General features: G+C 62.0%; 19 protein-coding genes and 3 pseudogenes. 12 read left to right on the plus strand and 10 right to left on the minus strand.

Annotated elements, in window-relative coordinates; all coding sequences use genetic code 11:
- Positions 1-12 precede the first annotated feature (12 nt).
- The 9 genes and pseudogenes from H9L15_RS09800 to H9L15_RS09835 all read left to right on the plus strand — a co-directional run bounded on the left by H9L15_RS09800 (position 13) and on the right by H9L15_RS09835 (position 7,569).
- The gene (locus H9L15_RS09800) at positions 13-897 is read left to right on the plus strand and encodes an SDR family NAD(P)-dependent oxidoreductase (RefSeq protein WP_455567138.1); all 885 of its coding nucleotides are present in this window, start codon (positions 13-15) and stop codon (positions 895-897) included.
- A gap of 40 nt (positions 898-937) precedes the next feature.
- Positions 938-1,585 (plus strand): SDR family NAD(P)-dependent oxidoreductase, encoded by a 648-nt coding sequence (locus tag H9L15_RS09805; RefSeq protein ID WP_262984770.1) that lies wholly within the window; start codon positions 938-940, stop codon positions 1,583-1,585.
- Between the two features lie 3 nt (positions 1,586-1,588).
- Complete coding sequence (locus H9L15_RS17560) at positions 1,589-2,053, plus strand: SDR family NAD(P)-dependent oxidoreductase (RefSeq protein WP_223276145.1); 465 nt, start codon at positions 1,589-1,591, stop codon at positions 2,051-2,053.
- A gap of 16 nt (positions 2,054-2,069) precedes the next feature.
- Positions 2,070-2,348 carry an SDR family NAD(P)-dependent oxidoreductase gene (locus tag H9L15_RS17565; protein WP_262984771.1) on the plus strand — a complete coding sequence of 93 codons (279 nt, stop codon included), beginning with the start codon at positions 2,070-2,072 and terminating at the stop codon, positions 2,346-2,348.
- A gap of 16 nt (positions 2,349-2,364) precedes the next feature.
- On the plus strand, positions 2,365-3,693 hold the full coding sequence (locus tag H9L15_RS09815; RefSeq protein ID WP_187713962.1) for an aromatic ring-hydroxylating oxygenase subunit alpha: 1,329 nt from the start codon (positions 2,365-2,367) through the stop codon (positions 3,691-3,693).
- Positions 3,690-4,664, plus strand: a complete 975-nt coding sequence (locus H9L15_RS09820) for a thiamine pyrophosphate-dependent dehydrogenase E1 component subunit alpha (protein WP_223276146.1) — start codon at positions 3,690-3,692, stop codon at positions 4,662-4,664. The genes H9L15_RS09815 and H9L15_RS09820 overlap by 4 nt, the downstream gene beginning before the upstream one ends.
- Positions 4,664-5,677 carry an alpha-ketoacid dehydrogenase subunit beta gene (locus tag H9L15_RS09825; protein WP_317617484.1) on the plus strand — a complete coding sequence of 338 codons (1,014 nt, stop codon included), beginning with the start codon at positions 4,664-4,666 and terminating at the stop codon, positions 5,675-5,677. Before H9L15_RS09820 ends, H9L15_RS09825 begins: the two co-directional genes overlap by 1 nt.
- A 59-nt stretch (positions 5,678-5,736) precedes the next feature.
- A pseudogene (locus tag H9L15_RS09830) lies at positions 5,737-7,043 on the plus strand (2-oxo acid dehydrogenase subunit E2).
- Between the two features lie 100 nt (positions 7,044-7,143).
- Positions 7,144-7,569 carry a VOC family protein gene (locus H9L15_RS09835; protein ID WP_187713963.1) on the plus strand — a complete coding sequence of 142 codons (426 nt, stop codon included), beginning with the start codon at positions 7,144-7,146 and terminating at the stop codon, positions 7,567-7,569.
- A gap of 1 nt (position 7,570) precedes the next feature.
- Here H9L15_RS09835 and H9L15_RS09840 read toward each other — a convergent pair whose 3' ends face one another.
- From H9L15_RS09840 to H9L15_RS09855, 6 genes and pseudogenes are all read right to left on the minus strand, one after another.
- Entirely contained in the window at positions 7,571-7,864 is a 294-nt protein-coding gene (locus tag H9L15_RS09840; protein WP_223276147.1) for a putative quinol monooxygenase, read from the minus strand.
- Complete coding sequence (locus tag H9L15_RS18875) at positions 7,861-8,361, minus strand: class I adenylate-forming enzyme family protein (RefSeq protein ID WP_262984772.1); 501 nt, start codon at positions 8,359-8,361, stop codon at positions 7,861-7,863. Before H9L15_RS18875 ends, H9L15_RS09840 begins: the two co-directional genes overlap by 4 nt.
- 62 nt (positions 8,362-8,423) lie before the next feature.
- Positions 8,424-8,885 (minus strand): annotated as a pseudogene (locus H9L15_RS18880) (AMP-binding protein); the annotation flags it as partial.
- Positions 8,878-9,501, minus strand: coding sequence for an AMP-binding protein (locus tag H9L15_RS18885; RefSeq protein WP_262984773.1), 624 nt, complete (start codon positions 9,499-9,501; stop codon positions 8,878-8,880). The gene H9L15_RS18885 and the pseudogene H9L15_RS18880, both read right to left, overlap by 8 nt.
- Entirely contained in the window at positions 9,498-9,791 is a 294-nt protein-coding gene (locus H9L15_RS09850; protein WP_187713964.1) for a putative quinol monooxygenase, read from the minus strand. The genes H9L15_RS18885 and H9L15_RS09850 overlap by 4 nt, the downstream gene beginning before the upstream one ends.
- Before the next feature lie 12 nt (positions 9,792-9,803).
- On the minus strand, positions 9,804-11,156 hold the full coding sequence (locus H9L15_RS09855; protein WP_187713965.1) for an aromatic ring-hydroxylating oxygenase subunit alpha: 1,353 nt from the start codon (positions 11,154-11,156) through the stop codon (positions 9,804-9,806).
- A gap of 276 nt (positions 11,157-11,432) precedes the next feature.
- On the opposite strand from H9L15_RS09855, the gene H9L15_RS09860 reads away from it, so the two are divergent.
- Genes H9L15_RS09860 through H9L15_RS17580 form a run of 3 tightly spaced genes read left to right on the plus strand, consistent with a single transcriptional unit; the run spans position 11,433 to position 16,085 of the window.
- Positions 11,433-14,156 carry a TonB-dependent receptor gene (locus H9L15_RS09860; RefSeq protein ID WP_262984774.1) on the plus strand — a complete coding sequence of 908 codons (2,724 nt, stop codon included), beginning with the start codon at positions 11,433-11,435 and terminating at the stop codon, positions 14,154-14,156.
- Positions 14,157-14,190: 34 nt separating this feature from the next.
- On the plus strand, positions 14,191-15,501 hold the full coding sequence (locus H9L15_RS09865) for an outer membrane protein assembly factor BamB family protein (RefSeq protein WP_223276148.1): 1,311 nt from the start codon (positions 14,191-14,193) through the stop codon (positions 15,499-15,501).
- A 17-nt stretch (positions 15,502-15,518) separates the two neighbouring features.
- Entirely contained in the window at positions 15,519-16,085 is a 567-nt protein-coding gene (locus H9L15_RS17580; RefSeq protein ID WP_262984775.1) for a PQQ-like beta-propeller repeat protein, read from the plus strand.
- Here the strand turns inward: H9L15_RS17580 and H9L15_RS09870 are convergent.
- From H9L15_RS09870 to H9L15_RS17590, 4 genes and pseudogenes are all read right to left on the minus strand, one after another.
- Positions 16,082-16,642, minus strand: coding sequence for a carboxymuconolactone decarboxylase family protein (locus tag H9L15_RS09870; protein ID WP_187713966.1), 561 nt, complete (start codon positions 16,640-16,642; stop codon positions 16,082-16,084). The two genes, H9L15_RS17580 and H9L15_RS09870, sit on opposite strands and share 4 nt — an antisense overlap.
- A 13-nt stretch (positions 16,643-16,655) precedes the next feature.
- A pseudogene (locus H9L15_RS09875) lies at positions 16,656-17,575 on the minus strand (SDR family oxidoreductase).
- A complete protein-coding gene (locus tag H9L15_RS17585) occupies positions 17,557-18,462 on the minus strand; it encodes an aromatic ring-hydroxylating oxygenase subunit alpha (RefSeq protein ID WP_262984776.1) in 906 nt (301 codons plus the stop codon). The pseudogene H9L15_RS09875 and the gene H9L15_RS17585 overlap by 19 nt, the downstream one beginning before the upstream one ends.
- Complete coding sequence (locus H9L15_RS17590; protein WP_262984777.1) at positions 18,459-18,773, minus strand: Rieske 2Fe-2S domain-containing protein; 315 nt, start codon at positions 18,771-18,773, stop codon at positions 18,459-18,461. Before H9L15_RS17590 ends, H9L15_RS17585 begins: the two co-directional genes overlap by 4 nt.
- Positions 18,774-18,782 lie beyond the last annotated feature (9 nt).

The following is an 18,782-nucleotide window of genomic DNA, read 5'->3' on the forward strand; positions in this document are numbered from 1 at the left end:
GAAAAGCGGTCGATGGGACGCGTCGAAGGAAAGGTTGCCCTGGTAACCGGCGGGGGATCGGGTCTCGGTGCCGCTGATTGCCGGAGATTGGCGGAAGAGGGCGCCAAGGTTGCGGTGACAGACGTCAATCTAGAGGCCGCTCAAAAGGTCGCTGACGAGATCGGTGACCAAGCCATTGCCCTTCGCCACGACGTTGCTTCGGAGGAAGATTGGAAATCCGTACTGGCCGAGGTTGAGCGAAGGTTCGGCGGCCTGAACATTCTCGTGAATAACGCCGGCATCGTCGTGGTCGCGGATCCGGAGGAGACGACGCTCGAGCAATTCCGGAAGGTGCAAGCGGTCATGAACGAGGGCGTTTTCCTCGGTTGCAAATATGCCATTCCGCTGATCGTGAAGTCGGGTGGCGGGTCGATCATCAACATGAGCTCGACCGCCAGCCATCTCGGCTATCCGCCCTTCTTCGCCTACTCTGCCGCGAAAGGCGCGGTGCGGTCGATGACCAAGTCGATCGCCATTCACTGCCAGCAGAAGGGCTACGGCATTCGGTGCAATTCGGTCCATCCGGCATCGATCGAGACGCCCATGATCCAGGGGCAATGGGCCGCCCGGGCAGGAGCAGGCAGTTCCGGAAGGCGTTCTGCCATCGGGCGCTATCGGAGCACCCAAAGACGTCGCCAACCTCATCCTTTACCTCGCGTCCGACGAATCGCGTTTCGTCACCGGCTCGGAGATTCTGATCGACAACGGCCTGATCATTACACCTGCCGGATAAAAAACAGTCATGCTTGTTTGTTTTCTATTGAACGACCGCAAAGTTTCAGCGTAGCAGCGGGGCAATGGCAGATAGGCAGAAGCGCGCATTGGTGCTTGGCGCATCGAGTGAGGGGGGATCGGTGAAGCCGTTGCCCGGCGTCTCGCTCAAGACGGCTTTTCCGTTGTGGTCGCGGGCCGCCGTCGCGAGCCGCTCGAAAAGCTCGCCGCGGAGATCGACGCCGATGTCCTGACCTGTGACGTCACGAATGAAGACAGCATCGAGGCAATGATCGATGCCGCTGGTCCTCTCGACGTCGGGATCAACACCGCCGGGACAACGGACGTCGGCTCAATCGCCAAGATCAAGCGCGAACGGGTCGAGGCTCAGTTTGCGCTTCACGTGACTGGCAACCTCCTTTTCATGAAACATGCGGTCGCGCGCATGGGCGACGGCGGTTCGATAATCCTGTTTTCGTCGCTGACAGCGCGAGTGCCAGGCACGGGTCTCGCAGCCTATGCGGGGGCCAAGGCTGCGCTCGAACATATCGTTCGCATCGCAGCGCTCGAGTTCGGGCCGCGCTCGATCCGGGTCAATGCAGTGGCTCCAGGCTTCACGCGGACGCCGATGACCGAGGCATTCCTTGCCGATGAACGGATCGCCGGAATCTACAAGAATGAAACGGCGCTCGGTCAGCTGACCGAGCCTGCTCAGGTCGCTTCGGCCGTTGCATGGCTCGCGTCCGACGATTGCTTTACTACCGGCGAGACGATCGCAGTCTCAGGCGGCGCTCAGTTGCTGCGTCTCCCGACCGGTGCGGAACTCAGGGGATAGCGAATGGACCTAGGGCTCGCAGGCAAGAAAGCGATCATCGTCGGTGGAGCACGCGGCATTGGCTACGCCATCGCCGAAGTGCTCGCTCGTGAGGGGTGCGAGCTCGCCATCAGCGCGCGCAGCTCAGACGCGGTCAAGGACAGCGTGGCGAACCTCAAACGGTACGACACCCGCGTTGTCGGCGGCGCCGTCGATGTGAAGAAGCCGGATGCATACCGGAAATGGCTGGAAAAGGCGGTCGAGCAGCTGGAAGGCTGCGACATCCTCATTCCGATTACCTCTGCCGGCGGGGGCCTCGGCAGCGAGAAATATTGGGAGAAGGCATTCGAGGTAGACGTGCTTGGCCCGGTGCGCGCGGTCGACCTCGTCTTGCCGCACATGGTCAAGCGTCAGTCGGGATCGATCGTCCTGATCGCCACGACCTCAGCCGGCGAAGCCATGGGGGGCCACAGCCTTACAATGCCATGAAGGCCTCGCTTGTGACTTGGGCAAGCAGCTGGCGCTCGCCCATGGAAAGGACGGGATCAGGGTCAACGTGGTCTCACCGGGCCCGATCGAGTTCGAGGGCGGCAATTGGGAGATGATCAAGGATACGATGACCAAGTTCTACGAAGCGACGCTGAGGCAGCAGCCCCTCGGGCGCTTCGGTAAGCCGGACGAGATCGCACGCTGCGTTGCGTTCATCGCATCGCCAGCCGCCAGCTGGGTGAACGGATCGCACCTGATCGTCGACGGCGGCTTCACCAACCGTACGCACTTCTAGGACGCGGGCGGCCACGGTGGACGTCAAGCGGGAGGTCAAGATCGAGCGGGTCAGTCCCGCCGTCGCGGGCAATGGCACGCCCGTCGAGAAGGTGCCCGACCCTGAGCTCGGCTACGACGTCATTCCCGCCGATCGATACTTCAGCCGAGAATTCATGGCGCTCGAGTGGGAACATGTCTGGACGAAGGTGTGGCTGCTCGCCGGCCGAAGCGACGACATGCCTGAGTCCGGCGACTATATCTGCACCGACATCGGCAAGGAAAGTGTCCTCATCGTCCGGCAGCCCGATGGCTCGGTGAAGGCGTTTCACAACGTCTGCCTCCACCGCGGCAACCGTCTTCGTCCCGAAGGTCTCGGCAATGCCGAGAAATTCCAGTGCATGTACCATCACTGGACCTACGGCCTCGACGGCAGCATCGAGCACATTCCGGACCTCTCCAGCTTCCCGCAGGGCTGCCCGCCGGGCGGCCGCATCCAAGCGCTTCCCGCAGGCGAGTGGGGAAGCTTCGTCTGGTTCTCATTGAACCCCGATGCCGAGCCGCTGGCCGACTATCTCGACCCGGTGAATGCGCACTTGTCGCCGTATCATTTCGAGCGGATGCGGTGGGTGCGCGACATCACCGTCGAATGGAACTGCAACTGGAAAGCGAGCGTCGACGCTTTCAACGAAAGCTATCACGTCCAGGGCATTCACCCGCAGCTGATGTGGTACCTCGACGACGTCAATCTGCAGATCGACTGTTTCGGGAAGCACAATCGCTATTTGATCCCGTTCGGGACGATCAGCCCGCGCAAGGCGCTACCTTCGCAGATCCCGCCGCCGATCCAGTTCATGATGGAAAAGGCCGGCATGGACCCGGCCGATTACGAAGGTCCAATGACCGGGATCCGGAAGGCGATCCAGCGTCACATGCGCAAGTTCGGCCACAAGAAGGGCCGCGACTATTCCGAGCTAAACGACGATCAACTGACCGACGATTACCACTACACGATCTTCCCGAACGTCACGCTGAACACTCATGCCGACGACCTGATGCTGTTCCGTCAGCGGCCGCACCCGGACGACCCCGACAAGATGCTTTACGACATCTGGGTTTTCGAGCTTCCGGACGCCGAAAAGGACGACCCGGAGCGCGAATATCGCCGGCCGAAGCACCAGCATTTCAAGCATGGTGACAAGTCGATCGGCCTCGTGCTCGACCAGGACGCTTTCAACCTGCCCAACGTGCAGAAGGGCATGCATTCGTCCGGTTTCCCGGGCCTGTGGATCGGCGACCAGGAGCTCCGCATCCGCCACTTCCACAAGGTCCTGGACGACTATCTCGCCAAGGGGGGCGTACAATGAGTCAGCTCGGCAGGGACGATCTCCTGACCGCCTACCGCAGGATGGCGACGATCCGTGCCTTCGAGGAGCGGCTTCACGACGAAATAAAGACGGGAGAGATCGCCGGCTTCACCCATCTCTACTGCGGGCAGGAGGCCGCGGCGGTGGGCGTCTGCCATCACCTCGCCGACGACGATTACATCGTCTCCACGCACCGCGGGCATGGGCACTGCATCGCCAAAGGCTGCGACGTCAAAGCGATGATGCAGGAGATCTACGGACGCGCCGGCGGCCTGTGCAAAGGCAAGGGCGGCTCCATGCACATCGCTGACATTTCCATCGGCATGCTGGGCGCAAATGGCATCGTCGGAGCGGGTGCTCCCATCGCCGTCGGAGCGGCAATCAGTGCCAAGCTCGACGGAAGGGGAAAGGTCTCGGTCGCCTTCTCCGGCGACGGCGCCTGCAACCAGGGCACCACGTTCGAGGCGATGAACCTGGCCGTCGTCCTTAAGGTCCCGGCCGTCTTCGTGTTCGAGAATAATCATTATTCGGAGCACACGGGCGTCGACTATTCGGTCGGAACGTCGAACGACATTGCCAGCCGGGCGGAGGCGTTCGGTATGAAGGCGTGGCGCGCCGACGGCTGCGATTTCTTTTCGACCTTCGAAGCCATGCGCGACCTTCTCGACCATGTCCGTGGCGGGGGCGGACCTGCGGCAATCGAGCTGGATACGGAGCGCTTCTACGGCCACTTCGAGGGCGATCCCCAACGCTATCGCGGACCGGGCGAGCTCGACCGCATTCGTGAGAGCCGAGATTGCCTGAAGGCCTTCCGAAGCCGCGTCCGAGAGTTCGCCGACATTTCCGCGGACGATGTGGATGTGATTGATGGCGAAGTCGGCACGCTTATCGACGAGGCCACCGCCGAAGCAAAAGCTGCGCCGCCGCCTCCGCCGGAGGCCGTCCTCGAAGACGTGTACGTGAGCTACTGATGGCGGTGATGTCGATCCGCGAGGCGATCAATCGCACGATCGCCGAGGAGATGGAGCGCGACGAGACCGTCATCGCGCTTGGCGAGGATATCGTCGGCGGCATGGGAACCGCTGGCGGGCCGGAAGCCATCGGGGGCATTTGGGGCGCCACGGGCGGGCTCTACGCGAAATTCGGCCCCGGCCGGGTCATCGATACGCCGATCAGCGAAAGCGCGATCGTCGGTGCCGCCGCGGGCGCGGCGCTAGCGGGCAAGCGACCGATCGCCGAGCTGATGTTCGCCGACTTCGTTGGCGTCAGCCTCGACCAGATCTGGAACCAGATGGCCAAGTTCCGATACATGTTCGGAGGCAAGACCAAGTGCCCCGCCGTGATCCGGCTAATCTACGGCGCCGGAATGAACGCGGCCGCCCAGCACAGCCAGTCGGTCTACGCGATGATGACCTCCATGCCCGGCCTGAAGATCGCTTTGCCGGCGACACCGGCCGACGCGAAAGGCTTGCTGACGGAGGCGATCCGTGGGGACGATCCGGTGCTCTTCTTCGAGCACAAGGCAATGTTCGGCGTGAAGGGCGAGGTGCCTGAGGGCGAACATCGCGTTCCGTTCGGCCACGCCCGCCTCACGCGCGAGGGCGGCGACGTCACGATCGTGACTTGCGGCCGTATGGTGAACTTTTCGGAGAAGGCTGCGGACAAGCTGGCGGCCGACGGGATCGGTTGCGACGTCATCGACCTCCGCACCACCAGCCCGCTCGACGAAGAGACGATCCTCGACAGCGTCGAGCAAACGGGCCGTCTGGTCGTCGTCGACGAAAGCCCGCCGCGGTGCAGCCTGGCCGCCGACATTTCTGCCTTGGTCACTGCCAAGGCGTTCTCGTCGCTCAAGGCGCCACCGGAACTGGTGACCGCACCCCACACGCCGATCCCGTTCGCGCGAGAGCTGGAGCGAGCCTGGCTGCCGTCTCCGCAGAAGGTCGAGGAGGCGGTGCGCAAGGCGCTCGCCTTCCGGAGCTAGGATCGATGCCGCTCAAGGCTTTCACCATGCCCAAGTGGGGCATCGAAATGTCGGAAGGCATGATCGGTGAATGGTCCGTCGAGGAGGGAAAGCCGTTCGCGCGCGGTGAGGTCATTGCGCTCATCGAGACCGACAAGATCACGAACGAGGTCGAAGCCGAGGCCGACGCCAAGTTCGTGCGCATCGTCGCACAGCAGGGGGAGACTTTGCCAGTTGGTGCCTTGCTGGCGGTGTATGGCGACGACGAGCCTAGCGCCGAGGTCGATGCATTTATCGCTGCCTTCCGTCCGGCCGATGCACGCATGGCGGCGAGCGACACCGAGGACATGATCGCCGAAGCAGCGGCCGAGACCGAAGTACCGCCAGCAGCTCCGCAAATCGATGACAGTCTGGCCATCAGCCCGGCCGCACGTGCCCGGGCCGAGTCTGGGCACCTGGACGTTTCATCTATTGCGGGCAGCGGCCGCGGCGGAAGGATCATGCTGCAAGACGTCGAGCAGGCCCTGCGTCCGCCGGCTGATCCGCAGTTGAAGGGTCCCTTCGACGCGCAGGGCGAAGGCAATGGCTTCGCTTCTCCGATGGCGCGCCGGCTGGCGGCAAGGCACGGCGTGGACCTGAAAGCTCTCAAAGGAACGGGGCCGCGCGGCCGCATCTGCAAGGACGATGTCCTTTCTGCCGCAGGTGCCGGAGCAGCCGCACCGAGCGGTGAAATCGAGATTGTCGCCATGTCGCCGATGCGCAAAGCGATCGCCCGTCGGCTGACCGAAGCGAAACAAACGATCCCGCATTTCTATCTGCGCCGCCGGGTTCGTGCGGATCGTCTGCTTTCGGCGCGGGAGGCAGCCGGTCGCCGGGGAAGCGTCAACGATTACCTGACGCGTGCCGTCGCGCTCGCGCTACGCGAAGTGCCGGAGGTCAACATCCAGGTCCGCGGCACGGAGATTCACCGCATTCCGACGGCCGACATCGCCATTGCCGTAGCGACCAACAAAGGGCTGCTGACGCCGGTCCTTCGCTCAGCGGAATCGCTGTCGGTCGAGCAGATCCGTGAGGCGGTTGGAGACCTCGCCGCGCGCGCTCGATCATCGAAACTCAAGCAGGAAGAAATCGAGGGCGGGAGCTTCTCGCTGAGCAACCTCGGCCCTATGGAGTCGAGCAGTTCGACGCGATCATCAATCCGCCGCAGGGCGCGATCCTCGCCGTCGGCGCGGCACGTCCGGAGCCGATCGACGACGACGGCGCGATCCGCATCGTTCCCGTGCTGCACTTGTCCTTGAGCTGCGACCACCGTGCCATTGACGGCGCCGACGGCGCGCGGTTCCTGGCGGCGCTGGCCAAGCTGATCGAACATCCGGAGCGCTTATGATTCTGCCTGGAGCACGCGTGGTTCAGATGGCGTGGGTCGTCGATAGCCTGGAGGCGGCCGCCGAGCGCCTGTCACAGTCCATGCAGGTCGGCCCTTCCTTATGATCCGGCATATCCAGCTCGACGTGCCGCATCATCGCGGTGTCCCGCAGCGAACGGACTTCAGCCTTTGCCTCACTCAGGCCGGCGACGTGCAGATTGAGTTGGTCGAGCAACACGACCAGACGCCGTCGGTTTATCGCGACATATTTCCCGACGGACCGCCCGGCGGAATGGCATTCCATCATGTCGCGGTGATCGTGCCGGACGTATTCGAGGAAACCGCTCGCTACAACGCGCTCGGCTTTCCGACCGCATCAAGCGGCCGCTTCGGAAACATCGATTTCACCTACGTCGATACGACGGCAGCAGGCGGCTTCATGGTTGAGGTGCTTCCCGACATGCCCGAGATGCACCGTTTCTTCGGTGCCGTGCGCAGCGCCGCTGAGGATTGGGATCACCGCACGCCGTGGCGGGAGATGAGCTAGCTCAGGGAGCGGTGGAAGCTGAGCTCCATGTCCTGGGCGAGGCAATCGAGGATCGGCGGAACGAGGCGATCGTGGAAGTCGATCCCCATGTGGTGATCGAACGCCCCTGATCCTTGAACGTCGCGACACAGAAGAAGGTGTTGGGATCGTCGTCGGACTGCAGCAGCTCGTAGACCAGTGCATCCGGCTCCTGCGCGTGGACCAGGCCTTTGAGCTCCGATTGAAGGTTCACGAACTCATCGCGACGTTCCGGCTTGACCACCAGCTTGGCAATGAACGACCGCGCTTCACTCATGCATCTGCTCCTTGCGCCAGTTCCTCGACGAGCCTGTCGCGGAGCCGGAATTTCTGGATCTTGGATGTCGACATTGGCCATTCCGTCACGAACCGAATGGCACGCGGAATCTTGAAGCGAGCCAGCTTTCCCTCGCAGTGCTGGAGAAGTTCAGCCTCGCCGACCTGCGCGCCGCCGGTCAATTCGACGAACGCTGCCGGTACCTCGACGTAGCGAGGGTGGGGGATGCCCACGACCTGAGCCAACTTCACCGCCGGGTGCGACTGAAGAACGCCCTCGATCTCGGCCGCGGCAACATTCTCGCCACCCACCTTGAGCATGTCCTTGGTGCGGCCGTGGAACATGATGTGGCCGTGCTCATCGATCGAGCCGATGTCGCCGGTGTGCATCCAGCCGTCGGCGTCGATCGTCTCGCGGGTCTTTTCGGGAGCGTTGTAGTAGCCAGCGAGCATGTTGGGTCCACGGGCAACGATCTCGCCCCTCTCGCCGACAGCCAATTCTTCCCTGATTCGGGATCGCAGATCTTCACTTCCCAATCATCGAGAGGAACGCCTAACCGGTAGACGCGCAGTTCGTAGGGATCGTCAGGCCGGCTGGTGCAAATGGTGCCGGATCCTTCCGTCAGCCCATATGTGCCCACTTGCGTCGTGTGCGGCATCGCCGCCTGCATCTTTTCGCGGATCCAGTCAGGCTGAACCGCGAAATTGCTGTTCATCAGGCGAACGCTCGACAGGTCGGTCGTCTGGAAGCGCGGATGCTCGATCAGGTCCTGCATGATCGTGACGAAGCAGGGGTAGGCATGGGTCGCGCGTTCATTCTCGAGCATCTCGAGCGCTACCGCCGGATCGAATGCCGGAATGGTCAGATAGGCGCCGCCGCGGTCGATCGACGCGACCATCGGCAGGATGCCGGCGATGTGGAAGATCGGGAGCGGCGACCAGAAGCGATCGCCGGCTTCGATGCGGTAACGGTCGGCAAGGTTGCGACTGTTCCTACGATCCCGCGATGCCGGATCATGCACCCTTGGGATTTGCCGTCGTTCCCGAAGTGTAGAGGATGAGACCGATCGATTGTGGGTCTACGGAATCGATCCGGGCGTCCACTTCGGCATCGCTCACGTGTTGGCCTTCAGCGATGACATCCGCGGCGGAGCGCATTCCTTCCGTGCACGGCGGATCGACGCACACAATCGTTCGGAGGAGGGGCGCCTCGGGGAGGTTTAGTTGCCTTGGGTCTGTTGCGACTGCAAGACTCGGAAGCGCTGAGTGAAGGCGGGCGCCGAAATCGAGACTGTCGGCCACTTTGCCGGTTGTAACCAAGGCAACGAGGTCTGCGTCTTTAACCAGGTATGCGAGCTCGCCCGCTTGATAACGGGCATTGACGGGAACTGCGGTGGCTCCGGCCATCGCAACTCCGAACAGCAGCTCGACGAACTCCGGACGGGTCGAAAGCAGGATGCCGATATTCTGTCCCGGCTCCACGCCCATGGCGATGAACGCCTTCGCCCAGCGGCGGGCAGCTTCATTCAATTGTGCGTGAGACTGGCGCGACGAAGGGAAGACTAGGGCGTCCTGTTCACCGTTTTCGGCCGCGCTTTGGCGCAGCAATTCGCCCAGCGTGAACGGCCGAAGGCTCACGCCTTGCGCACCGGGAGCAGGAATTCGCGTTCATAGCCGTCTTCCATGCATCCGATCATTCGCTCGATGATCGGCGCGTTGGCTGGGTTGTCGCGGTGCTCCTGATCGCCGCTTTCGTCCGAGAAGCTCTCGAACACTGCAAATCCTCCGCTGTCGTCGAGACGGTAGAACTTGTACTCGAGCGTCTTGGGTTCGTCCTTCGCATTGGCTTCCATAGCGTCAATGAGATCGGCGAATTCGGCGTCGTGATCGGGTTTCACCCGGAAGCGGGCAAGGAATGTGTAGCTCATACTGACTTGCCCCTATTTCTCGCCGGAAATGTATCGGTCGAGCTCAACGTGGAAGTGCCGCAGACGCCCTTCCTGGTAGCTCCACAGAGGCCCGCGAAAACCGCGTGACCGTGCACCTTTCTGGACGATCGGCAGCAGTTCGGAGTCTTGGTCGAGCACCTCGCCAAGCTCGGGGGGAACTCCGAGCGGTACCCGAGACACGTCGGGGCGGATCATTCCCGTCGTATCGACATCGTCTGACAAGCCCATCCAGGCGGGAGCGCGGTATCCGGGCGCGTCGATGTGCCGGAACGCGATGATGTTGTCGTAGGTGAACTGCTCCGCGTTTGTGGGGTGCGGAAGGAAGCGGTGGATGAAAACCGCCTCCGGATGGCAACCGATCTGCACGTTCGGGAAGATTCCGTAGATGGTGGAATCGCTTAGCTGCGTATCGCTGAACTTGTCGTAATCGAGTTCGTACTTTTTGGCCCGCTCACGCTTTGCTGCCTGGATCGCCGCCCGGCTCTCCTGCGCGGTGCCCGAAAAAGACTCTGGGTCGATACCCGCGTCGGCCAGCATCATCTTGATGCCCGCGTTCACCGTTGTCTGATCCGGAAAGCGCGGACTAGGCTGGGCGAAGGGCACGAACTGTCGGCTCATTCCGTTCGGATAGAGGTCGATCTGCGTCCGATCGTCCATCACCGCCTGTGTTTGCGGATGAACCGAGTGGAGATGGTAGAGCTCGTAAAAGGCATCCACTCCGCCCTTCCAGTTCGCTCCCCATTCCGACTGCTTGTGGTGAATGACGTTCATCGAGCCGATGTCGTAGAGCTGGAGCTGCTCGACGAGAGGCCCGAGATACTCGGTCAGCGACGGTGCTTCCGGGTCTATGCAGACGAACACGAGGCCGGCCGCGCTCTCGCAGCGGACACTGGTCATATTCGTGCCATGGCAAAGGACGTCTGGATCGAACGTCTCGGCGTCGGTTACTTTGGTGTTGTTCCCGTCGAGCGCGAACTGCCAGCTATGAAATGGGCAAGTGAATTGGTCGATCGAGCCGAAGTCGGAGAGGACCAGCTGGCTGCCGCGATGCGGGCAGACATTGTAGTGGGCGCGTAGCGATCCATTCTTGTCGCGGACGACGACGAAACTTTCGTCGAGAATGTCGAACTTTACGAAATCGCCCGGTTCGCGGAGGTCGGACTCCACAGCAGCGAGCAACCAGGTTCGGGTCCAAACGCGGTCCCATTCTGAGCGCATCCAGTCCTTGTCGTAATAGCGCTTCGGATCAGGCCGCCCGGTTCCGTTGTCGATCCGGGGAGCTCGATCATTGAATGGGTGCGGCGAACCGACGTGGATGTCCCATCCATTGAAGTCGAAACCCATCGCGACTCTCTCCTCTGCGCGGAAATGGACGGCCTTTAAAAAACAATCATGACTGTTTTTCAATAGCCTGCGAAGCTTGGTTCTCTTAGCGATCTCCAATAGGGCAAGAGGAAGCGAATTGCGCTCTGCAACCGACCGCGGAGAAACTGTCACACAGAGACAAGAAAAAAACAAACATGATTGATTGTTATTTACGGCTGTGCCAGCTTTGGAAACGGGAGAGGCTCGGTCGGGCGGCATGCTGATGCACCGGGCACGCGAATAGGGGAGAACATGATGCGCTCGGCTCGATACGCGACTTCGATAGCGACCTTCGCCATGGCCACGATGCTTGCTGCTGCGGCCAATGCCCAGGAGGCTCCCGCAGGAGGGACAACCGAACCGCCGCCACCCGCCGACGCGCCGCCGGCAGGCTCCGCGACGTCAGCAGTCGATCAGCAACAGCCGGCTGCGCAAGCCGCAACCGAAGGCCAGATCAACGAGATCGTGATCACGGCGACTCGGCGGGACTCAAACCTGCAGACCACTCCCATCGCGGTCTCGGCGATCGATCAGAACCTGATCGCGCAGAGTAATCCAGACAATATCGGCGATCTTGCCGTATTCGTCCCCAACTTTTCCGCCGAAACCATCACAGGCTTCAATGCTGCCAGCTTTGCGATGCGCGGTGTCGGCCAGAACAACATCATCGTCTATTTCGAGCCGCCCGTCGTGGTGCTCGTCGATGACTTCGTCATGCCCTCGGTCCAGACCCAATTGCTGGACACCTTCGACGTTTCGCAGGTCGAGGTGCTGCGCGGACCGCAGGGCACGTTGTTCGGCAAGAATAGCTCAGGCGGCGCCGTTACCGTGCGAACGAAGCGGCCTGAGCTCGGCGTGACCTCTGCCCAGGGCGAGTGGACCTACGGCAGCTTCGGTTCGATCGGAGTGAAGGGGGCGGTCAACATTCCGCTCGGCGACATTGCCGCGGTCAGGCTCGTCGGCGGTTATGAAAAGAGCGATGGCTACTACAAGAACAAGGCGTGTTACGGCCCCGTCTATAATCTCTCCGACGATCCGAACACACCGGCATTCGACCCGGCATTCCCGTCGAAGTTCGATGGCGTTCAGGGCTGCCTCAACGACGGCCGTGTCGGCGGCAAGGACGTTTTCTACGGCCGTGCGAAGGTGCTCATCGAGCCGACGCCGAACCTAAGGGCCCTGTTCCAGTACGAGATGCTGCGGGATCGATCCGATACGGTTCCGTCAGTAAATGAGAATCAGATCTACACCGGGACCGTGCCGTTCCTCACCGATCTACTGGGCTTGAAAGTGCCAAACGGTAGCAGCGATCCGCTCAATAACAGCGGCATCACGCTGAGGGACGACACGTTCCAGCGCGACATCCAGCGCATCAATGTGAATGGCCTCTACGCCAACATCGATTACCGGACGCCCGTCGGAACACTGACGTCGGTGACCGGCTGGCGCAAGCAGACGTCCCGGCTTCCGAATTCCTACGCGGGCGTGACGGCCGTGGCCGCAGATAGCCAGCGGCTATCGGTCTTCGACGCAAGCCGCGATGACGACCGCAAGACGTTCCAGCAGGAATTTCGGTTCGCGAGCAACTTGCAGGGGCCATTCCAGTTCGTTGCCGGTGCCTTCTACCAGCACGACACCGTGGACTTCTGCGTGTCCCAGCTACTTGGCTTCCTCGACCTCGTCTCGGGTCCGCTTCCGTTTGGGAATTGGAACGACACGCCGTACATCCTCTGCAACGCGCAAAAGGCGACATCGAAGGCAGTTTTTGCGGAAGGGAACTACAAGTTCACCGACCGCCTGACCTTTACCGCCGGCGTTCGCCAAACCTGGGACGACAAGACGTGGCGTGGACGCCAGCAGGTTTTCATCCCGGAACTGGAAGGCGGTTTCGACCCGACGATCACTATCGACGAGCCGCTGGATGCCAGCGTCTACAACTACTCGGCTAACGTCATCAAACTGACCGACAAGTCGAAGAAGCTCACATACCGTCTCAGCCTCGGTTACCAGGCCACCGACGACATCTTCCTCTATGCAACCCATGCCACCGGCTACAAAGGCGGCGGATACAACGATCAGATCGGCGGATTCGCGGCTTTCGGTACCGATCTGGATGCGTTCCGCACGGCGGCGCGCGCAACCAAGCCGGAAACGGCGAGCAGCTATGAAGTCGGCATCAAGACAGATCTCGCGGACCATCGCGTGCGCGCCAACCTGACCGGCTTCTATGTGAAATATAAGGATCTCCAAAAGCAGCTCAACGTTCCGATCATCGTCAACGGCAATCCCAACCAGGTGACCATCTTCGTCAACGCTGCCGCGGCGACGGTGAAGGGCATTGAGGCGGAACTCACGGCCAAGCCGGTCCGCAACCTGACCTTCCGAGGCGTCCTCGGATTCCAGGACGCCAAGTACGATGAATACACGGCACCGAACGCAGGCTACGACCTGTCCAGTTCGCCGCTCGACCGTGCGCCGCGGTGGCAGTGGACCCTGGGCGCCAACTATCGGGTGCCGCTGGGTAGCTTCGACCTGACCTTCGACGGAACAGTGGCGTATCAGAGCCGAAATCTGTTCACCCAGTCGATTACGGACCCGGCTGGCAATACGTACCTGAACGCGCGGACTTTGGTCGACGCTTCGATCACATTGGCGGACCTCGACGATCGTTACTACGTCCGCCTGGTTGGACAGAACCTGACGGACAAGAGGTATCGCACGGCGTCGCAAAACGTCGCTGGTCTCTGGCTCAACAGCCAGTACGGCCCGCCGCGCTACTTCGGCATCCAGGGCGGTATTCACTTCTCGTCCGAGCGCGCTGCTCCGCCGCCACCGCCGCCTCCGCCACCCCCGCCGCCACCCCCTCCGCCGCCGGCAACTCAGACCTGCGGCGATGGATCGGTGATCCTGGCGACGGATGCCTGCCCGGTGCCGCCGCCTCCGCCACCGCCGCCACCTCCGGCGCCCGAGCGCGGATAGCGAACTGGTGAGAGGTCGCTCCTCGGATGATTCGATGACGATCCGCCAGCGCGTGGGGGTGTGCCTTGCCGCCGCTGCGCTGGCGATCGGCCTGTCGGCTTGTGGGAAGCGGAGCGAGGCCGATAATCAAGCCGGTGAGCTGGTTCAGTCGACGGATGAATTCCAGTCGCGCGCCGGCAAGCCAATCGACATCGAAAACCATCCGGGCAAAGACCTCTTCGAGAACAATTGCGCGATGTGCCACAACGGCACCGTGCCTAAGGCTCCCAACCAGGTGTGGTTGGAGATGATGGCTCCCGACGCGATCCTCGCCGCAATGAACGGTGGCCTGATGAGCAAGCAGGCTGCGTCGCTGAGTTCTCAGGAGCGAGTGCAGATAGCTGAATATCTGTCGCGGATCAGCTTGGCCGATTACCGTCCGCCGGAGCCTCCGAAGCAGTGCAGCTCCCCGCAATTGGCTGGTGGTCCTCCACCCGCGGCAGTGGGGTGGGGGCTGGATAACCGGCGTTTCGTGCCCGCGTCCGTTGCCGGCCTGTCGGCCCAGGACGTCCCCAAGCTTAAAGTGAAATGGGCGTTCGCCTATCCGGGAGCGATCCGCGCCCGCTCGCAGCCGTCGATCGGCTGGGGCACTGTCTTCGTCGGCGGTCATGACGGAACGCTTTATGCGTTCGATCTCGCCAGCGGCTGCTTGCGCTGGAGCAAGCGGATCTCGGCTGAGGTTCGGACTGCAATCGTCGCCGACGCTGCAACCAAGCGTCTCTACTTCGGTGATATTCTTGGCCGCGCCTATGCCGTGAACGCCATGAACGGCGCCGAGATCTGGCAGCGCAAGGTCGACAATCACCCGAACGCGACGATTACTGGTACTCCAAGCCTCGCCGCCGGCATGCTCTTCGTGCCCGTGTCTTCGCTTGAGGTCACGTCAGCCGCCGATCCCGCCTACGCGTGCTGCACCTTCCGCGGAAACGTGGTTGCGCTTGATCCTGCCACTGGAGCGGAGCGGTGGCGGACGTTCACCGTTCCTCAGCCCGCCAGAAAGGTGGGCAAGACGAGCAGCGGCACGGATATCCTGGGACCGTCCGGAGCCCCGGTATGGAATAGTCCGACCTACGACGCCAAGCGTGGGCTCCTCTATTTCGGCAGCGGCGAAAACTACTCGACGCCGGCGGACGGGAACAGCGACGCGGTCATCGCCGTCGATGCGAAGACCGGAAAGCGCCGGTGGACGGCTCAGCTGACGACAGGCGACGCGTGGAACGTCGGCTGCATGATGAAGAATGCCAATTGTCCCAAGGAGAACGGGCCGGACCTCGACGTCGCAGCCTCTCCGTTGCTGATCCCCTAGGGGGCAAGGACATTGTCGTGGCGGGCCAAAAGTCTGGCGTCGTCCACGGGATCGATCCTACGACCGGCAAGATCCTCTGGCGCACCCGGCTGGGACATGGCGGCACTCAGGGCGGAGTACATTTCGGAATGTCGGCCGAGGGCAATCGTGTGCTCGTGCCGATCAATGACATGGCTGACACCCGTGATGGCCGAAAGTACGACGCCAGCATTCGAGGTGCGGGTATCCACGCCGTCGATGCTACGAATGGCAAGATCCTCTGGCGCGCATTTGCTCCCAACAATTGCGGCAGTAAGCAATTTTGCGATCCCGGCATTAGCTCGGCCGTGACTTCCATCCCGAATATCGTTTTCGCGGGTCACCTCGACGGTCAGTTCCGGGCTTATGATTCCCGGACGGGAAAGATTGTCTGGGCCTACGACACGACGCAGCCGGTGAAGACGATCACGGGTGAGACCGGGAAAGGCGGGGGAATGAGCGGTCCAGGCGCAGCTGTCGCAGATGGCTATGTCGTCGTGAACTCAGGCTACGGGCTCTACTACCATATGCCGGGCAACCTGCTGTTGGTCTTCTCGGCGCGCTAGGCAGCAGCGACAAAGGGGCAGGTCTGCTCTTTCTCGACCAGGTCGAGGACGAAGGCCATCTTCGCCATCCCGCCGATAAAGCCTGCAACGACCCCGAGTTCGCAGATTTGCGCGTCGTCGAATTGCGCGCGAAGCTTTGCATAGAGATCGCGATCGAGCCGGCCGGCCGGATTGGTCAGCAGCATTTCGTCCCCGAACTCCAGAACTGCGCGCTCAGCGGGCTCGAAGACAGACCGGTCGCCTTCGATGGCATCGATATGCCCCTGGTCGTAGCCGATGCTCTTCAGCCCTGCGGTATTCTGCAGATTGCAGCTGCGGCAGCCGTGGGCGAGGCTCAGTCGAAGCCGCAGAAGCTGCTTGTACTTCTCCGCGACCCGTCCTCCGAAGAAGATCTTCTGGTAGAATTCGACCATCGCGAATTGCAGAAGCTCCGGTGCGTTCGCCATCGCTTCGATGAACGTCGGCTCCCCGGTGAGACCGTTGAGCATGTCCCATGCGCCTTGCCATTCGCTGGAAAGCTGATCGCGCGGAATGCGCTGCAATACCGTGTCGGCCATCACGTCCTCCGGTTCAGGCGCCTCCGCCCACGTCGAAATAGTCCGGCATGCCCGCAGGCCAGACGACGCCCCATTGCGCCATCCCGCCATCGACCGTCAGGACTTCACCCGTGACGAAATTGGCCGCATCGGAAGCAAGATAGACGGAGGCCTCGGCGACATCCCAGGCATTGCCCAGGCGCTTCATGGGATTGGCCTCGTGGAAGCGGGCGAGGGCATGGGGCGGGTAAACGGTGAACCCCTCTGTCTCGATCGTTCCCGGCGCCACGCAGTTCACGCGAATGTTCAGCGGAGCCCATTCGGTCGCGATGGTCTTCGAGAGGTAGATAACACCGGCGCGAGCTGCGCAGCTGTGAGCCGCTTGGGCATGCCGCGTTCGACATGCGCGACGATATTCACGATGTTGCCGCCGACGCCCTTATACCGCCAGCGCCGAGCCGCCTCCTGCATCATCCACCAGGTACCGTTGAGATTGAGATCGATGACCGCGCTCCAGCCTTTCCGGCTGAAGTCGATGGCGTCCTGGGGAAACTGGCCGCCAGCATTGTTCACCACGGTGTCCAGCCGCCCGAAGCGGTCGTGGACAGTGTCCAGCAATTGCTCGACGGCCTCGGGTTCGCGAATAGACATTGCGGCAATCAGTGGCTCGCGCCCCGTGCTTGCCGCAATCGCATCGCGGGCTTCCTCGAGCTTTGAGTCCGTCCGTCCGCAAATGGCGACGTCGGCGCCAAGTCGCGCCGCGAGAAAGGCAATGGCCTTGCCGATCCCGGTGCCGCCACCGGAAACCAGCACGACTTTCCCGTCCAGCAAATCGTCGCGATAGACCGTAGGCCGCTCGGCCAGCTCGGCGTTGGTCAAGCCGAACGCCGGCCCGTCACTTTCCACGGCCGCATCGATGTCCAGAGGTTGGCGGTTCACGCAGGCTCTACCCACGAATCCAGAACTGGCTCCACGCGTAAGTCGGCGGCGATGCGGTTTCGCCCGATCCGGCGGTCGAACTCTTCATGATAATGGTAGATCCTGCGCTCCTGATAGCAGAGCGTCATGCCCTTGAACCCGGGGCTTTCAAGCGACTCTTGGATTTGCGGCGCGAACTGGGTGTCCTCCTCGAGAATGCGCTCGAAATTGCTGATGCGCTTGTCCCACAAGTCGCTTCGGCCCTCGGGTCCGAAAGGCGGGCTGAACCAGTGGCATTCGATCCGCATCGTACTGTCTGTCACAGGCCAGAACACCAGCATGGGCATTCCGGTTGCGGCAGGCGGCATCACGATGTTCGGGAAGATGTAGTAGCTGACGTTGTTAAGGCGCGGAATCTCCGTGACGGTCGGGATTTCAGGCAGTCCGATGGTGCCCGGGTCCACCCAGTCGGGCCGCCGGTTTGGCGTCGTCATCCGTGAATGACCGCCCGGCCAAAGCGTGATCGTCGTTCCGCGATAGTCGAGAAAGCGGTCCACCGTGTTCTGATGGATCGACTTGAGGTGATAAACCTCGAGGAAGGCGTCGAGCAGGACCTTCACGTTGCAGCCGACGTCGTAGCTTCGGGAGTCGACTAAGGTCAGGGTCTCCGGCTGAAATTGGTCCAGCTCGGCCGCCACGGGTCCAAGCGCTTCCCGCAAAGGCTGTGGCTCGTCCTCATCCTCGTTCACGAAGATCCAGCCGCCGAGCGTTTCGCAGGCGACCGGAATCAGCGAGTGACAGGCGAAGTCAATGTCCACGAAGTCGCGCTTGTCGCGAACGGCGACCAGCTTGCCATCGAGAGTGTAGCTCCATCCATGATAGCCGCAGACGAAACCACGACCTTGGCCGTCGTCTTCCTTCACCAGCGGTGCCCCCGGTGACGGCAGGTGTTGTAGAAGGCCCTGATCGTATCATCGAGACCGCGTACGACGACGATCGGTGAGCCCGTCTTCTTGGTCAGGAACCAGCTTCCTGCTTCCGGCAATTGGTCCTTGTGGCCAGCGTATAACCAGCTTCGCTTCCACAGCCCGGCTTGCTCCAGGGCCAGGAACTCCGGATCGACGTACCGGCCAGCAGGGATGTCGGGGAAACGCGGAAAGCCCTCAGGCGGGCCTTTGCGATTGGCCTCGTAGATCATCCCTTCGCGGATGCGTTCCGTGGTTGCTGCGTCCACCCGTGGGGA

It is taken from the genome of Sphingomonas daechungensis, from assembly GCF_014489495.1.
GTDB classification, from domain to species: Bacteria; Pseudomonadota; Alphaproteobacteria; order Sphingomonadales; family Sphingomonadaceae; genus Sphingomicrobium; species Sphingomicrobium daechungense.

What these genes read in the sequence shown, in the direction of transcription:
- H9L15_RS09850 (WP_187713964.1), bottom strand. Translation starts at nt 9,791, where the DNA reads ATGAGCTACACATTCCTTGCCCGCTTCCGGGTGAAACCCGATCACGAC.
- H9L15_RS09855 (WP_187713965.1), bottom strand. Translation starts at nt 11,156, where the DNA reads ATGGGTTTCGACTTCAATGGATGGGACATCCACGTCGGTTCGCCGCAC.
- H9L15_RS09825 (WP_317617484.1), top strand. Translation starts at nt 4,664, where the DNA reads ATGGCGGTGATGTCGATCCGCGAGGCGATCAATCGCACGATCGCCGAG.
- H9L15_RS09800 (WP_455567138.1), top strand. Translation starts at nt 13, where the DNA reads ATGGGACGCGTCGAAGGAAAGGTTGCCCTGGTAACCGGCGGGGGATCG.
- H9L15_RS09870 (WP_187713966.1), bottom strand. Translation starts at nt 16,642, where the DNA reads ATGGCCGACACGGTATTGCAGCGCATTCCGCGCGATCAGCTTTCCAGC.
- H9L15_RS09835 (WP_187713963.1), top strand. Translation starts at nt 7,144, where the DNA reads ATGATCCGGCATATCCAGCTCGACGTGCCGCATCATCGCGGTGTCCCG.
- H9L15_RS17560 (WP_223276145.1), top strand. Translation starts at nt 1,589, where the DNA reads ATGGACCTAGGGCTCGCAGGCAAGAAAGCGATCATCGTCGGTGGAGCA.
- H9L15_RS09840 (WP_223276147.1), bottom strand. Translation starts at nt 7,864, where the DNA reads ATGAGTGAAGCGCGGTCGTTCATTGCCAAGCTGGTGGTCAAGCCGGAA.
- H9L15_RS09860 (WP_262984774.1), top strand. Translation starts at nt 11,433, where the DNA reads ATGCGCTCGGCTCGATACGCGACTTCGATAGCGACCTTCGCCATGGCC.
- H9L15_RS09865 (WP_223276148.1), top strand. Translation starts at nt 14,191, where the DNA reads ATGACGATCCGCCAGCGCGTGGGGGTGTGCCTTGCCGCCGCTGCGCTG.
- H9L15_RS09820 (WP_223276146.1), top strand. Translation starts at nt 3,690, where the DNA reads ATGAGTCAGCTCGGCAGGGACGATCTCCTGACCGCCTACCGCAGGATG.